Genomic DNA, 16,032 nt, shown 5'->3' with positions numbered 1-16,032 from the left:
GGGGGTGTGTCAAATGGGTTTCAAGCGCTTCATCGCGCTCTTGGTCGCCTGTGGTCTCGCGGCCGGTGCTGTCTGGCTGACCCCGCGGAACCTTGTGGCGATCGGTCTCATGGATGCGTCGCTGACATCCGATGTCGCGTTGACGAGGCGCGTGGCCGAGATCGAGGTCGCCGTGGCGCGCGTTGTCTTGTTCGTGCTCGCCGCGGTGACGGTTACCGGCGCGGTTTTCTGGACCGGGATCGAGCGTTCGGCGCGCTACCACCGCCTGCTGGGCTATCGACCGGTGATGCCGGCGGCTTATGAACGTGAATTGCGCCGCTTGACGTCCCCCGAGGCCCTGATCCTGATTGCCGCGCTTGTCGGCATGCTGGGCTACATCCGGTTCGGTGCCGGTTTCATTCCTACCGACGTGCTCTGGACGCTGAATGCCGAGGATGGCGCGCTCGAAACCGCGTCCGCCATCATCCTGATCGTCGCGGCCGGCCTGAGCGGGGTGGTAGCCTGCAATGTCGGGCGTGGCCATCCGCGTTTCATCTTCCACGCGATGCTTGCGGCGCTTTTCGTTGTCATGTGCGGAGAAGAGATAAGCTGGGGCCAGCGACTTCTGGGGTTCGACACGCCCGAAGGCATCAAGGCGGTGAACGTGCAGGCCGAAACCAACCTTCACAACATGTTCGGCTACCTGTTCGATCATGTCTTCATTCTCGGTTTCCTGACATGGGCGGCCATCATCCCGTTGGGCTATCACCTGTTCCGGCCGGTCAGGCAGATGTTGCTGCGGATCGGGTTCCCGGTGCCGTCGATCGGTCTGGCGTTCGGCATGACAGCCGTCGGGCTGATGCTGGACCCGGTCGTTTATGCCGTCATGGAGCCCATGCCGACGCTAAGGCTGGCCGAAGCACGCGAAACGCTTTCGGCAGTCGCCTTTCTCTTGGTGATGCGTGAGGTTGCACGCCATGCCGCACCACGCCGGCTGGCCAACGAGCCCGCCAGCAGCGCGGCATGGTCAAGGTCACACCAGCACCGCTCCCTCTGAGCTGATCGCGTCTTTCGTCGATGCGTTCTCACCCAGAAGCATCTTGTTGTGCGGTTCACCCGACGGGATCATCGGGAAGCAGTTCTCGTGCTTCTCGACCAAGCAGTCGAAGATCACCGGGCCGGGATGCCGGATCATTTCCATGATGGCATCGTCCAGATCGGCCGGGTCATCGCAGAGAATCCCCTTGGCGCCGAACGCTTCGGCGAGTTTCACGAAATCCGGCAATGCCTCGGACCAGGATTGCGAGTACCGCTCCCCGTGCAGCAACTCCTGCCATTGCCGGACCATGCCAAGCCTCTCGTTGTTGAGGATGAATTGCTTGACGGGCAGCATGAATTGCACCGCCGTCCCCATTTCCTGCATGTTCATGAGCCACGATGCTTCGCCGGCAACATTGATGACCAGCGCGTCAGGATGGCCCATCTGCACGCCGATCGACGCCGGGAAGCCATAGCCCATGGTGCCGAGGCCACCCGATGTCATCCACCGGTTGGGATCCTCGAATCCCATGTACTGGGCGGCCCACATCTGGTGCTGACCGACCTCGGTGCAGATGTAGCGATCGTGATCCTTGGTCAGTTCCTCGAGCCGTTTAAGCGCGTATTGCGGCCGGATCGTGGGACCTTCCTGGGTGAAGGCGAGGCAGTTCACCTTCTTCCAGTCCTCGATCTGTGTCCACCATTTCGCGATGCCTTCGGAATTGGTCTTGCGGCCGCGTGACTTCCACACCTTGAGCATGTCCTCGAGCACGTGGGCGATGTCGCCGACGATGGGGATGTCGGTCTTGATCACCTTGTTGATCGAGGACGGGTCGATGTCGATATGCGCCTTCTTCGAGCCGGGGCTGAACGCGTCGACCCGCCCGGTGATCCGGTCGTCGAAGCGGGCGCCGATGTTGATCATCAGGTCGCAGTCGTGCATCGCCATGTTGGCCTCGTAGAGGCCGTGCATCCCCAGCATGCCCAGCCAATTGCGCCCAGAGGCCGGATAGGCCCCAAGGCCCATCAGCGTTGACGTGATCGGGATGCCGGTGGCATCGACGAGTTCGCGCAACAACTGGCTTGCCGCGGTGCCGGAATTGATCACGCCGCCGCCCGTGTAGAAGATCGGGCGTTCGGCTGTTTCCAGCGCCTCGACAAGCTCGGTGATCGTTTCCATGTCGCCCTTGACCTGTGGCTGGTAATGCGACGTGCGCGCTTGTGCCGGCGGGGTATAGTCCGCGCTGGCGAACTGCACGTCCTTGGGAATGTCTACCAGAACCGGCCCCGGACGCCCCGAAGCCGCGACATGAAATGCCTGATGCAGCGTGTCCGACAGCCGCGCGGTGTCGCTGACCAGCCAGTTATGTTTGGTGCAGGGGCGGGTGATACCCACGGTATCGGCCTCCTGGAAGGCATCGTTGCCGATCATGAAGGTGGGCACCTGCCCGGACAACACGATGATCGGGATCGAATCCATCAGCGCGTCGGTGATGCCGGTCACGGCATTGGTCGCGCCGGGACCTGAAGTGACAAGGCACACCCCGGGCTTGCCAGTCGCGCGGGCATAACCTTCGGCGGCGTGCACCGCGCCCTGTTCATGCCGCACCAGCACGTGGCGGATCTCGTTCTGCTGGAAGATTTCGTCATAGATCGGTAGCACCGCGCCGCCGGGATATCCGAATACGACGTCCACACCCTGATCCTTGAGGGCCTGAACCACCATTTTCGCGCCGGTCATCTGACGTGTCATTGTCTTGCTCCGTTCATGACGTCATCCATATACTGCACATAAAAAAGCCCCCGCTGGTGACGGGGGCGCATGGGGTCTCTTTATGGTATCCGTTACCGGCCCATGCGCCATGATCCTACACGTACGATAAGATCGGACATTGTCGAAGGCTCCTCGCTGCGTCTAGGGCAAACAGTATGAGCGGGGCGCGGGAGCGTCAAGCGCGCTTGACGAAAAAATGTCGCGTGAGCCGTGGTCTTCTTTGCGATTATTGCGCGCAATTCGCTGTCTCGCGAAAGCGCGGGCACGTTGGAGGTTAGGCAATGTTATGCTCGATCGGCCTGCATTGGCGGCCAGAGTTGTAAGATCACCGAAATTCCAAGCTATCTGCGGGATTTTTACGCAGCGACGGGTATTCCCAACTTGGTGGGGGCGCGATAGGATCCGTATTACTTGCAATGATCCGCCCACCGATATCGCTGGGCGGATATCCTTATGATCTGGGAGGAGTATCTTGATGGATCGTCGTTCTTTTCTGAAGAAATCCGCGCTTGGCGGGAGCGCCGCCGCCGCGACCGGTCTGGCCGCACCGGCCTATGCGCAGGGAAAACGCACGCTGACGATGGTGACGACGTGGGGCCGGGGGCTTGCCGGGGTGCATGACGCCGCCCAATACTGCGCGGACACCATTACCGCGATGTCCGACGGTGATTTGACGGTTGAGCTCAAGGCTGGCGGTGAGCTTGTCGGCGCGTTCGAGGTCTTCGATGCCGTGTCCGCCGGGCAGGCCGACATGTATCACGGGGTTGATTACTACTTCCTCGGCCAGCACCCGGCACTGTCATTCTTCAGCCAGGTGCCTTTCGGCATGAATTTCCAGGAATTCAACAACTGGTTCTATCACGACGGCGGCCGCGAGCTGGCCGATGACCTGTATTCGATCTTCGGGCTCAAGGCGTTTCCGGCCGGCAACACGGGGCCGCAGTCCGGCGGCTGGTTCAGCAAGGAAATCAACAGCCCTGATGACTTCCAGGGCCTCAAGTTCCGGATGCCGGGCCAGGGGGGCCAGGTGCTGGGCAAGCTGGGCGCCAGCGTTCAGAACCTGCCGGGGTCGGAAGTGTACCAGGCGCTTTCGACAGGGGCCATCGACGGGACCGAATGGATCGGTCCGTGGGCGGACGAGAAAGCGGGTTTCCAGGAGATCACCAATATCTATTATACCGCAGGCTTTCACGAACCCGGCCCCAACCTGAACCTGACCGTCAACCTTGATATGTACGAAGGGCTGTCGCCCGCGCATCAATCCATCGTCAGCCACGCGGCCCAGGCGGCCAACATCTGGTCGATGTCGCAGTTCATGGCGAACAATTCGGCGGCGCTGCAGCGTCTGCAATCGGGTGGCGTCAAGCTCATGGAATTCCCCGATAGCGTGTGGGACGCCTTCGGTGCCGCCGCGGCCGAGGTCGTGCAGGAGCCGATGGACGACGACATCTACAAGACCTGTTATGACAGCTACATGGCGTCGCTCAAGAGTTCGGCCGCATGGGGCAGCCGCTCGGAAGGGGCCTTTACCCGGCAACGTAACCGCGTGGTGGGCATCTGAGCCACACCATGACGGAAGCCCGCCCCGGGACCGGGGCGGGCCTGCCGTGCCAGTCGGCCCGGTACGGTCGAACGCCTCATGTGAAGCTGGTCTTGGGGGAGCTCATGGAAAGTGACAACGGCATTGGCCTCGTCGAGATCCTGCAAGGGCTTGGTAGTGGCCTTGCATGGGTCGCGCAAAACGTGGCCATGGCCTTCTACAACCTTGTCTACGCGATCTCCCATCCCGGCAGCTGGCTGGACTGGTCCGACAAGGAAGCGGTCATGCGGTTCGTCTATTACGGCGGATCGGTTGAATTCTTCTTTGTCGTATTCACGGCGTTCCTCACCCTGACCGTCGTCGGCCTGCGCTACAACGGCGTCCTGTGGGGCGTGGTGCGCGGGCTTGAAGGTTTCGCCAACACGGTCGGCAGGTTCTTTGCGTGGGCCGGCCTGCTGATGGTGATCCAGCAGATCATCATCGTTTTCATCCAACGCATTTTCACCCGGCCGGATATCGTGCTGGGCTTCGGTATCCCGCTGGAGATGGATATCAGCTGGTATGCCGAGGAACTCAAGCTTTACAACGCGATGGTGATCACGCTGTGCTGCAGCTACACCTTCGTGCAGGGCGGACACGTGCGGGTGGACCTGATATATTCGGCCGTCAGCTATCGCACGAAGCGGGTGATCGACATGCTTGGCAGCCTGCTGTTCATGATGCCCGTCACGGTGCTGATCTGGATGTACGGGTGGTTTTTCCTGTGGCGCCACCTGATCGTGCCCAAACCATCGGCGAGCGACACGCTCGACCGGTTGCTGCTGAAATCGCGTGCAATGCGCTGGAACGTGGAAACCATCGGATTTTCACCCAACGGTTTCAACGGCTACTTTCTTTTCAAGGTGCTTCTCGTGGCCTTTACCGCGATGGTGTTCCTTCATGCCGTGGCGTTCTTCTACCGCTCCTACCTCGAGTGGAGGGAAGGCCCGGAGAGCGAAAACAAGTTCCTCGACCACGACAATCTTGGCGAGGGTGAAGACGCTTACGACGGCGTTTACCAGTAAGGAAGGGACGGGAACTCATGCTCTTCGGACTTGACGGTGTCGAGATCGGCCTGATCATCGTCTTTCTTTGTCTCTTCGGTGGCATTCTTTCCGGGTTTCCCGTGGCGTTCGCCATTGCCGGGTCCGGGGTGCTTTCCTTCGCGATCATCGCGGCGCTGGACAGCGCCGGGCTGCTCATCCATCAGGCGATCGACACGGGCAGCCAGGCCTATGACGCGCTCATCGCCTCGGGGGTGAAGCCGCAAAACATATCGGTTTTCCGATACCCCGACCTGCCGCGCATCGCGGAGCCCGTGTTCACCCGGGGCTGGGAAACCGCACTGGATCGCAACATCAGCTTCATCGTCAATCGCATCAACGAGCGCGTGCTGGCGGGGCAATCCATCGAGACGCTACTGGCCGTGCTGATGTTCGTCATGATGGGCATCACGCTTGAACGCTCGAAGATCGCCGAGGACCTGCTCACCACGATGGCCAAGGTTTTCGGCCCGTTTCCCGGTGGTCTCGCGGTTTCCGTCGTCGTGGTGGGCGCGTTCCTCGCGGCTTCCACCGGGATCGTCGGTGCAACCGTGGTGACGATGGGCCTGCTGAGCCTGCCGACGATGCTGCGCAACAATTATTCGCCCGAGATCGCGACCGGCGTCATCTCGGCCAGCGGGACGCTGGGCCAGATCATCCCGCCCTCCATCGTGATCGTTCTGCTGGGCACGTTGGCGGGGGATCTGTATGCGACCGCGCAGGAGACGCGCGCGCAGGAAGCGGGCTGCTCCGATGCCCTGACCTACCTGGGTGAACCGGCGGTCGTGTCGGTGGGAACGCTGTTCCAGGCGGCGCTGCTGCCCGGCATCCTGCTGGCGCTGCTTTACGCGGGCTATGCATTCACCTACGCGCTTCTGAACCCGTCCAAGGCTCCGGCCGTGGAACTCGGCGGCGGCGGCAGTGAGCCGCGGACCCGCGGGGAGACTTTCACGTGGTTCGTGGGGGTGCCCGTTGCGCTGATCGCGGGCGTACTGCTTCTGGGCCAGGTCAATGTCATTGGCTCCCAGAACCTGACGGTGGACAGTTTCACCGATGCCGGGGAAACCGCGTCACTTCGAACGAACGTGAGCGATGAGTGCCGCGACTCCATGATCGACCTGCACGGTCAGGCCGCGTGGGATCAGGCCGTCGCAGAGCGGGAGGCCATACAGGAATCCGGCGGCGTCACCGAAAGCGTCAAGCTCACCGAGGAGGAAATCGCCGAGAAAGTGGCCGAGAAAGAGGCCTCGGCGGCCCCGATCGGAAGCGGCGTCGCCACCATCTTCCTGATCCTTTCGCTGATCCTGGCGGTGGCACGGGGCATCAAGCCCACGGCGACGCCGACGCCCCTGATCATCGGCGGGCTTGGCGTGGTGCTGGGCCTGCTGGTGGATATTGCCCTGATCGCGCCATCGACGGGGCCGGGCGTGTCCTTGTTGTTGCTCGCGATCCCTTATGGCATGGCGTTTTACGGCTGTGGGCATGGCGCCGTGCGGCTGGCCGAGAACGAAGTGATCCGCGTGGTGTTTCCGCCGCTCGTATTGATCGTTGCCGTGCTCGGGTCGATCCTTGGGGGGATCACCAACCCGACCCCGGCTGCCGCGCTCGGGGCTGGCGGCGCGATCATGCTGGCCGCCTACCGGCGACTGCGTGACGAGGAACGCTCGGGCCGGATCATCATCTGGTCCACGCTGGCGATCATCCTTTCCATCCTGCTGGGCATCAACTTCGACCTGCGGATCAACCAGGACGTCGTGAGCTTCGAAAGCTGGATGGCCTTCTTCGCGGCGTACGCGGCCTATCTCTACGCGGCGTTCGGGTTGCTGTTCTCGTGCTGGGTACTGTTCTCGGGCGGTGTGCTGACCCCGGTGGTACGGGAAACGGCCAAGGTGACCTCGATGGTCTTCACGATCCTCATCGGGTCACAATTGCTGAACCTCGTCGTGATCAGCTTTGGCGGTGAGCACTACATCCAGCAGTTCCTGCGCAGCTTCGACAACGAATTCACGGTTTTCCTGATCGTGATGCTGGTCTTGTTCATCCTCGGGTTCGTTCTGGATTTCCTCGAGATCATCTACATCGTCGTGCCCATCGTCGGCCCGGTGATCTACGGGGGCACATTCGACCCGAAATGGGTCACGATCATGATCGCGGTGAACCTTCAGACCAGCTTCCTCACGCCGCCTTTCGGGTTCGCGCTGTTCTACCTGCGGGGGGTCGCGCCGCCCGAGGTGACGACCATGCATATCTACCGCGGCGTGTTTCCCTTCGTTCTAATCCAAGTGGCCGGGCTGTCGCTCCTGTGGTTCTTCCCCGAGATCGTTACGATCGTGCCGCAACTGATCGGGAACTGATTGCGGCGCGGGCACGCGCCGCGTACCCTGCTGCTCCGCTGGACACGCTCCGGCGGAAGCAGTAGGACGCGGCCATGGCCAAACCGAAGGACAACCCGAATTACAAGGTCGTCGCCGAGAACCGGCGCGCACGGCACGATTACGCGATTTCGGACGATCTGGAATGCGGAATCATCCTTGAAGGGTCGGAGGTCAAATCCCTTCGCGAGCGCTCGGCCAACATCGCCGAGAGCTACGCTGCTGTCGAGGATGGTGAACTGTGGCTGATCAACTGCTACATCGCCCCGTATGAACAGGCGCGCACCTTTGGCCACGAGGAGCGGCGCAAGCGCAAGCTGCTGGTGTCCAAGAAGGAGCTTGCACGGCTGTGGAACGAAACGCAGCGCAAGGGTATGACGCTGGTGCCGCTGGTCCTTTATTTCAATCACAAGGGGCTGGCGAAGCTGAAGATCGGTATCGCCAAGGGTAAGCAGAAACAGGACAAGCGCGCGACCGAGGCCAAGCGTGACTGGAACCGCCAGAAACAGCGCCTGTTGAAGGAGCGCAACTGAGCCCCACACTGACCGAACGGTCGCAACCGGTTCCGGCAGGGCGCGCAGCGCGAGACGCGCGCTTGCCCTCGGGCGGTGCGGGTTGTAGGACTTTCACAGCGAGAGAGGGCACCATGGCCGAGGATGATCCCAGAACAATCGTGTCAACCGCCTGGCTGGCGGATCACTTGAAAGACCCGGATCTAAGGGTGCTCGACGGCACCTGGTTCATGCCCGAGGACGGGCGCGACGCGAAGGCCGAGTATGACGCCGCGCATATTCCCGGGGCGCGCTTCTTTGACATCGACGACATCAGTGACCACCGGTCCGACCTGCCGCACATGGTGCCCCCGGTTGAAAAGTTCATGTCACGCTTGCGGGACATGGGCGTGGGTGACGGGCATCAGGTGGTCGTCTACGATGCGGCCGGCATGTTTTCGGCCGCGCGTGTCTGGTGGTTGTTCCGGCTGATGGGACAGGACAGTGTCGCGGTGTTGGATGGCGGCCTGCCCAAATGGCTGGCCGAGGGGCGGCCGGTAGAGGACATGCCGCCCGTCATCCGCGACAGGCACATGACGGTGCGCCGGCAGAATCACATGATCAAGGATGTCACGCAGGTTTCGGCGGCGTCCAAGCTGGGGGATCACGAGATACTGGATGCCCGCGCGTCGGACCGTTTCCGCGGCGACGCGCCGGAGCCGCGCGACGGCTTGCGCAGCGGGCACATACCCGGATCACGGAACGTGTCCTATGCCAGCCTGCTGAACGACGACGGCACCATGAAATCGCCCGAGGCTCTGCGCGCAACGTTCGCCGCCGCCGGCGTGGACCTGGCCAAGCCGGCGATCACGACCTGCGGCTCGGGTGTGACGGCGGCCATCATCAACCTGGCGCTGGAGCGGATCGGCAAGACCGACCATGCGCTTTACGACGGCTCATGGGCGGAATGGGGCGCCTTCCCCACCGTGCCCGTCGCGACCGGAGACGAGTGATGTTCGACCAACTCAAGGAACAGCCTGCCGACAAGATCCTTGCCCTGATGCAGGAATTCCGTGCCGACCCGCGCGAGACCAAGATTGACCTTGGCGTCGGGGTCTATCGCAACGCCGAAGGGGTCACGCCGATCATGCGCGCGGTGAAGGAAGCCGAGAAGCGCTGGTGGCAGGAGGAAACCACGAAAGCCTATACCTCGCTCGCGGGCCCCACGGGTTATGCCGAGGCTCTGTCGGGCCTGATCCTCGGTGATGCGGTGCCGGGCGAGGTCGTGGCGGCGGTTGCCACGCCGGGCGGCACGGGCGCTGTCCGGCAGGGGCTGGAACTGGCACGCATGATGAACCCTGACGCGCGGGTTTTCGTGAGCGACCCGACATGGCCCAACCACCTGAGCATCCTCAAGTACATGGGGATGGAGACCGTGCCCTACCGGTATTTCGATGCCGCCACGGGCGGTGTCGATTTTGCCGGGATGATGGCGGATCTGGGCGGGTTACGCGCGGGGGACGTGGTGCTGTTGCATGGCTGCTGCCACAACCCCACTGGTGCCAACCTGAACATGACGGAATGGCACAGCGTGATCGAGCGCCTGAACGATGCCGGCGCGTTGCCGATGATCGACATCGCCTACCAGGGGTTCGGTGACGGGCTCGAGGCCGACGCGGCGGGGACGCGCGCGGTTGCCGCGGGATGCCCCGAGGTGTTGATCGCGGCGAGCTGTTCCAAGAATTTCGGTATCTACCGCGAACGTGCCGGACTGATCATGGCGGTGGGGCAGGACAAGCGCCTGCAAAAAGTGACCCAGGATAACCTGACATATCTGAACCGGCAAACCTATTCGTTTCCGCCGGATCACGGCGCACGGCTTGTGACGCTGGTCTTGCAGGACGACGCCTTGCGCGCCGACTGGCAGGCTGAGCTTGAGGAGGTCCGGCTGGGTATGCTGGCCCTGCGTGAGCAGTTGGCCGGCGAACTCCAGCGCCTGTCGGGGTCTGACAGGTTCGGGTTCATCGCGCAGCATCGCGGCATGTTTTCACGTCTCGGGCTGGATGGCGACACCGTGGCGCGGCTCAGGGCGGATCACGGCGTGTACATGACCGGTGACAGCCGGATCAACATTGCCGGGCTGAATACCCGGACGGTGCCGGTGCTGGCCAAGGCGATCATGGAGGCGGGGGGCTGACCCCGCCTACATCATCTTGATGACGTCCTTCTCGATGGCCAGCATGTAACCACGACGCGCGATGTTCTTGACCAGCAATTCGCTGACAAGTTGATTGCCAAGTGAATCGCGTAGCCGCTTGATGCGTGTGGCGCCGGCGGCTTCCTCGCAATCTGCGGCGGGGCGGCCGGAAATCATCGCCTCGATCTCGGCGCCTGACAGCACGTCGTCATCCAACCGCGCCTCGGCCAGCACGCCGAGGGTTTCCATTGCCGCGTCTGTCAGCCGGAACCCCATGTTGTTGAGGTAGACCTTCTTTTCGTCGCGACTGATGAGCAGCGACGAAACCTGGATGCCCGAGCGTTCGATCTGGGCCATGCGGCGGTTAAGCGCGACCAGCATGACCAGAAAGACAAGTGACGCCACCAGCAGCGCGGCGGCAAAGACAAGCAGCACGAAGATCACCATCCGGTAGCTTGTCAGCGTTTCGGAAAACGCGGTGCCGGACAGCGCAAGGATTTCCAGCAGCTTGATTTCAGCGTCCGAGGTCAGCGCGTCGTTTTCAACGAATATCCGCTCGACGCGGGCGTTGAAGGCATTCGCGTCAGGCAGCGACAGGAACAGGAAAACCGCCGCCAGCGACAGGATCGCGACGATCGCCACGACCCCGGCAATGACAACCCGGTTGCCCGAGCGGCGCGCATCCGCGGCGGTGCCGTCGGGAGGGGTCACCGCGTTTTCTCCATCAGGGGGCTCATTCTTCCTTTACCGACAGGATCTTGAGCAGGGTCAGACCTTGCCGTTCGAGACGTGTCTTCAACTCCTGCCGGGCGGCGGCCACGGTGCAGGGGCCGCTCACGGACGCCACATCGTAGAACAGTTCCAGCGGACTATCACGCTTGGCCTTGTATTCCACGAGGCAGGCGGCGTGGGCGCCCGTGGCGAAAAAGCCGAGGGCGGTGGCGAGGGCCGCGATATGCAACATCCATTTCATGCCCGCCAACATGCGCGCAATCGTGTTGCTATTCAATGACCCCGGTGGGCCGGGGGCACGGATAGCGGTGATATCCGATAGCAGGGGGCCGTTATTGCCTGTCGGGCAAGTGGCGTGCAGCCTTTGACATGCTGGCGCCGGCCGTTGCCGGGGCGGCTGTCACGCCATCAAAACAAGGGAAACTCGACCATGCATCGACAATTCATAGCAACCGTTCTGGTGACGGCGTTGGCCGTGGCCAGCCTCGGGGCCGCGCCGGCCCGGGCGGATGGCAAGGATGCTGCGAAGATCATCGCGGGCGCTGTCGCGTTGGGGCTGATCGGGGCCGCGATCGCCGAGCATCGGGGCCGGGATGACGGTGCGGTATCGCGTCGGCATCGCGGCGGTTTCGCGCATGACAAGGACAGGCACCGCGGCACCCGGGCGAAAGAGAGGCATCGCCACGATCGTTACCGGGGCGACCGCTACCACCGGGGTGATCACCGCGACGGGTACCGGCACGGGAAACGGCGCAAGGCGGCCCTGCCACGCGCCTGCCGGGTCTACCACCATGCCGAACACGGGGCACGCTACGGCTATTCGGGCCGCTGCCTGCGCAAGCACTATGCCGGGTATCGCGGCCTGCCGCGACGCTGCGCGATCGTGGTCGGCGGGCAGTTCGGGACGATCTACCGCGACAAATGCCTTTCGGGCCACGGCTACGGGACCGGGCGCCGCTGACCGTCACCGGCGGGAAGGTTCGGCCTTCCCGTCCGGCTTTGCATCGCCGGGCGATCCGTGCTTTGTGGCGGCATGACGGGACCCGATTACCAACTGGAACGCGCGGCGATTGCCGGAAATACCGGCCCCGTTGCCGGCGTTGACGAGGTGGGCCGCGGGCCGCTGGCCGGGCCGGTCACGGCCGCGGCCGTGATCCTTGATCCGGGCAACATCCCCGAGGGGCTGAACGATTCCAAGAAGCTGACGGCGGCGCGGCGCACGACCCTGCACGACAGCTTGATGGCCGTGGCCGAGGTTTCGGTCGCGCATGCCACCGTCGAGGAGATCGACAGGCTGAACATCCTGCGCGCGTCGCACCTTGCGATGGCGCGCGCGGTGGCGGGTCTGGTGCGCGCGCCGGGGTTCGTGCTGGTGGACGGCAACATGATCCCGCGCGACATGGCCGTGCCGGCCCGGGCGGTGATCAAGGGCGATGGCGTTTCGCTGAGTATCGCGGCGGCGTCGATCGTGGCGAAAACACGGCGTGACAGGCTGATGCGGGATTTGGCGCAACAGTTTCCCGGCTATGGCTGGGAGACCAATGCGGGCTACCCGTCGAAAAGCCATCGGGCGGCGCTCCTAAATCTCGGGGTCACCCCACACCATAGGCGATCGTTCAAACCGGTACACAATATATTGTATCAAGAAAAAAGTATAAGTCCCTGATTTAAAAAGAAATTGACGGCGAATCGCCTTTGACTCATCTTTGTCTTCAATGAACCAGAGCGCAGCAACGCGCCGTGGATAGAGGCAGAGAATGAAAACGATGACCAAGCCCAAGGGCGCGACTGCGCTCCCCCTCAACACGATCATGGACGGCGATTGCATCGAGGTGATGGACAGCCTGCCGGAGGCGTCGGTGGACCTGATCTTTGCCGACCCGCCGTATAACCTGCAATTGCGCGGCGATTTGCACCGCCCCGACAACAGCCAGGTCGATGCGGTGGACGACGATTGGGACAGGTTCGATTCCTTCGCGACCTATGACCGGTTCACGCAGGAATGGTTGCGCGCCGCGCGGCGGTTGCTTAAGCCCAACGGCGCGATCTGGGTGATCGGCAGTTATCACAACATTTTCCGCGTCGGCGCGGCGATGCAGAACGCGGGATACTGGATCCTTAACGACATCGTCTGGCGCAAATCGAACCCGATGCCGAATTTCCGCGGCAAGCGGCTGACGAACGCGCATGAGACGCTGATCTGGGCCAGCAAGGAGGAAGGCGCGAAATACACGTTCAACTACGAGGCGCTGAAATCGCTCAATGACGGGGTGCAGATGCGCAGCGACTGGGTTCTGCCGATCTGCAGCGGGCAAGAGCGCCTCAAGACCGAGGATGGCGAGAAGGCGCACCCGACGCAGAAACCCGAGAGCCTGCTGCACCGGGTGCTGGTGGGCACGACGAACCCCGGCGACGTGGTGCTGGACCCGTTCTTCGGCACCGGCACCACGGGCGCCGTGGCCAAGATGCTGGGCCGCGACTACATCGGGATCGAGCGCGAAGCGTCCTATCGCGAGGTAGCCGAGCGGCGGCTGGCCACGATCCGCAAGTACGACAGCGCCGCATTGGAGGTTTCGACCAGCAAGCGCGCCGCGCCGCGCGTGCCCTTCGGCCAGCTGATCGAGCGCGGCATGCTGCGCCCGGGCGAGGAGCTGTACTCGATGAACGACCGGCACAAGGCGAAGGTGCGCGCCGACGGGACGCTGGTGGGCGACGACGTCAAAGGGTCGATCCACCAGGTCGGGGCCGCGCTGGAAGGGGCGCCCAGCTGCAACGGCTGGACTTATTGGTGCATCAAGCGGGACGGCAAGCGCGTGCCCATAGACATCTTCCGCCAGCAGATCCGCGCGGAAATGGGCGAGCGCCCGAACTGAGCCCGCATTTCCGCCAACGAGGCGCAAGGCGGACTTTGCGATGCGGTATTCATCGACTAGGCTCGCGACCTGAAAGGGTTTCCGGAGATCGAGGCGCGCGGGATGAAAGGCGGGAACATGGTCAGCCGTGTCGCGGCGCGCGTGCGGCGCAAGGCGCGCGCGGCGCGCAATCGCCGTTCCATCCGGCATCTGCACGGCCCCAAGGGGCCGGGTGATGACCCGCGCGAGGTGGTCGTGGTCGCGTTGGTGCGCGACGGGATGTTCTACCTTGACGAATTCCTTGCCCATTACCGGGCGCTGGGCGCGGGGCTTTTCGTCTTTTGCGACAACGGGTCGGCCGATGGCACGCTCGACAGGCTCCGGGCCGAGCCCGACACCGTGATCCTGCAATCGCTGGAGCCCTGGGGGCACATGGAATCGGATTTCCGCCGCCATGCCGCCGAACGATACGCCACCGGCCGGTGGTGCCTTTATGCGGACATGGACGAGATGCTGGATTTCGAGGGCGCGGCCGAGATGGGCCTGCGCGGCCTGACCGCCCGGCTAGAGGCGCGCGGCCACACGGCGCTGGTCGCGCAGATGCTGGACCTGTTTCCCGACCGGCCGCTGAGAGAGGTCGCCAGCCTGCCGTATTCCGACGTGTTGGCGCAATTCGTTCATTACGAACCGGATTACCTGCTGCGGCAGGCGTATCACGACCCCGCCATCGACTTTTCCTATTTCCTGCAGGCCAACGAGGTCACGAACCCGGCGATCAAGGTTTTCTCGGGCGGGGTCCGGGCCCGGGTTTTCGGCGAGATGTGCTGCCTGACGAAACATCCGCTGGTGCACGTGGTGGGTGATGTCGTGCCGGGCGTGCATCCGCATTGCGCCACGAACGTGCGCTGTGCCGATTTTACCGCGGTGATCCGGCATTACAAGTTCGCCAATGATCCGGCGGCGCGCGATGCCGACGTGGCGCGACGGCAGGCGATCCTTCACGGGGACGATCACAAGCGGCTGAGCGTTTTCGACGCCACGCCCGACCTGACGCTTCATACCGCGGACTGCCGGCGCTTGCTCGGGCTGGACCAGCTTTATCACGAGGGGTTCCTGATCCGCGCGCCCGGTGGTACCGGGGCCGTGGCCGGCGCGGCGGGCACCGCGACATGAGCGCCGGGGCACGGCCGGGCGTTGCCGTGGTCATCATCGGGCGGAACGAGGGGGCGCGTTTCCTTGCCTGCCTCGCGGCGTTGCCCGACACGGTCGCGCCGGTGGTCTATGTCGACTCGGGATCGACCGATGGCAGCGTGGCCGCGGCGCGAGAGGCCGGCGCGCGCGTTGTGACGCTGGACGCCGACATGCCCTTTACCGCGGCGCGGGCGCGCAATGCGGGGCTGGCCGCGCTGGACGGTGACGCCGCCGTGTTCGTGCAGGTCATCGACGGCGATTGCGCGCTGCGCGACGGATGGGTCGCGCGCGGGCTGGCCGCGTTGCGGGCGGATGACGGTCTGGCGGTCGTCTGCGGCCGGCGCCGGGAACGCCACCCGGAGGCGAGCGTTTTCAACCGGCTTTGCGACGCGGAATGGGATACGCCCGTGGGCCCCGCGAAAGCCTGCGGCGGTGACGCGCTGATGCGCCTCGACGCGGTGCGCGCGGTGGGCGGGTTCCGCGACGACCTGATCGCGGGAGAAGAGCCGGAGCTGTGCGTGCGGCTGCGCAAGGCGGGGTGGCGGATCGAACGGCTGGACGCCGAGATGACATGGCACGACGCGGCGATGACGCGGCTGTCGCAATGGTGGCGCCGCAGCCGTCGCGCCGGCCATGCCTTTGCCGAGGGCGCGGCGCTGCACGGGGCCGCGCCGGAACGTCACTGGGTCGCCGAAACGCGCCGGGCAGCCGAGGCCATGCGCCTCATTGAGCAAAGCCCGGCCCGGGGTCGTGTCTTCGGGGCCGGATTGTACCGCCGCGCCGC

At 63.8% G+C, this 16,032-nt stretch carries 15 protein-coding genes; 12 read left to right on the top strand and 3 right to left on the bottom strand.

What is annotated here, in order from left to right; all coding sequences use genetic code 11:
- Positions 1-13: 13 nt before the first annotated feature.
- Positions 14-1,036, top strand: a complete 1,023-nt coding sequence (locus ACH107_RS06120) for a hypothetical protein (RefSeq protein WP_412505065.1) — start codon at positions 14-16, stop codon at positions 1,034-1,036.
- Here ACH107_RS06120 and ACH107_RS06115 read toward each other — a convergent pair.
- Positions 1,013-2,770, bottom strand: a complete 1,758-nt coding sequence (locus tag ACH107_RS06115) for an acetolactate synthase 3 large subunit (protein WP_412505064.1) — start codon at positions 2,768-2,770, stop codon at positions 1,013-1,015. The genes ACH107_RS06120 and ACH107_RS06115 overlap by 24 nt on opposite strands.
- 496 nt (positions 2,771-3,266) lie before the next feature.
- Here ACH107_RS06115 and ACH107_RS06110 point away from each other — a divergent pair, with 496 nt between their 5' ends.
- The 6 genes from ACH107_RS06110 (at position 3,267) to ACH107_RS06085 (ending at position 10,473) form a co-directional block, all read left to right on the top strand.
- The gene (locus tag ACH107_RS06110; RefSeq protein ID WP_412505063.1) at positions 3,267-4,352 is read left to right on the top strand and encodes a TRAP transporter substrate-binding protein; all 1,086 of its coding nucleotides are present in this window, start codon (positions 3,267-3,269) and stop codon (positions 4,350-4,352) included.
- A gap of 104 nt (positions 4,353-4,456) precedes the next feature.
- Positions 4,457-5,395 carry a TRAP transporter small permease subunit gene (locus ACH107_RS06105; protein WP_412505062.1) on the top strand — a complete coding sequence of 313 codons (939 nt, stop codon included), beginning with the start codon at positions 4,457-4,459 and terminating at the stop codon, positions 5,393-5,395.
- 17 nt (positions 5,396-5,412) lie between these two features.
- Entirely contained in the window at positions 5,413-7,767 is a 2,355-nt protein-coding gene (locus ACH107_RS06100; protein WP_412505061.1) for a TRAP transporter large permease, read from the top strand.
- 74 nt (positions 7,768-7,841) lie between these two features.
- Positions 7,842-8,318: an SsrA-binding protein SmpB gene (gene smpB, locus ACH107_RS06095; protein ID WP_412505060.1), complete on the top strand. Its 477-nt coding sequence runs from the start codon at positions 7,842-7,844 to the stop codon at positions 8,316-8,318.
- A 113-nt stretch (positions 8,319-8,431) separates the two neighbouring features.
- Entirely contained in the window at positions 8,432-9,289 is an 858-nt protein-coding gene (sseA, locus tag ACH107_RS06090; protein WP_412505059.1) for a 3-mercaptopyruvate sulfurtransferase, read from the top strand.
- Positions 9,289-10,473 carry an aromatic amino acid transaminase gene (locus ACH107_RS06085; RefSeq protein ID WP_412505058.1) on the top strand — a complete coding sequence of 395 codons (1,185 nt, stop codon included), beginning with the start codon at positions 9,289-9,291 and terminating at the stop codon, positions 10,471-10,473. The genes sseA and ACH107_RS06085 overlap by 1 nt, the downstream gene beginning before the upstream one ends.
- A gap of 6 nt (positions 10,474-10,479) precedes the next feature.
- Here ACH107_RS06085 and ACH107_RS06080 read toward each other — a convergent pair whose 3' ends face one another.
- Both ACH107_RS06080 and ACH107_RS06075 read right to left on the bottom strand, forming a co-directional pair.
- Entirely contained in the window at positions 10,480-11,184 is a 705-nt protein-coding gene (locus tag ACH107_RS06080) for a winged helix-turn-helix domain-containing protein (RefSeq protein WP_412505057.1), read from the bottom strand.
- 22 nt (positions 11,185-11,206) lie between these two features.
- Complete coding sequence (locus ACH107_RS06075; protein WP_412505056.1) at positions 11,207-11,446, bottom strand: hypothetical protein; 240 nt, start codon at positions 11,444-11,446, stop codon at positions 11,207-11,209.
- Between the two features lie 189 nt (positions 11,447-11,635).
- Between ACH107_RS06075 and ACH107_RS06070 the strand changes: the two genes are divergently transcribed.
- From ACH107_RS06070 to ACH107_RS06050, 5 genes are all read left to right on the top strand, one after another.
- Positions 11,636-12,166 (top strand): hypothetical protein, encoded by a 531-nt coding sequence (locus tag ACH107_RS06070; RefSeq protein WP_412505055.1) that lies wholly within the window; start codon positions 11,636-11,638, stop codon positions 12,164-12,166.
- 72 nt (positions 12,167-12,238) lie between these two features.
- Positions 12,239-12,871, top strand: coding sequence for a ribonuclease HII (locus ACH107_RS06065; RefSeq protein WP_412505054.1), 633 nt, complete (start codon positions 12,239-12,241; stop codon positions 12,869-12,871).
- Positions 12,872-12,962: 91 nt separating this feature from the next.
- A complete protein-coding gene (locus ACH107_RS06060) occupies positions 12,963-14,078 on the top strand; it encodes a site-specific DNA-methyltransferase (protein WP_412505053.1) in 1,116 nt (371 codons plus the stop codon).
- Between the two features lie 102 nt (positions 14,079-14,180).
- Positions 14,181-15,230: a glycosyltransferase family 2 protein gene (locus ACH107_RS06055; protein WP_412505052.1), complete on the top strand. Its 1,050-nt coding sequence runs from the start codon at positions 14,181-14,183 to the stop codon at positions 15,228-15,230.
- The coding region (locus ACH107_RS06050; protein ID WP_412505051.1) for a glycosyltransferase at positions 15,227-16,032 on the top strand (806 nt) is incomplete at its 3' end. The genes ACH107_RS06055 and ACH107_RS06050, both read left to right, overlap by 4 nt.

It is taken from the genome of Roseovarius halophilus (ex Wu et al. 2025), assembly GCF_047086965.1.
Note: the sequence above shows the minus strand (reverse complement) of the source record. Positions and strands in the feature narration are given on the sequence as shown.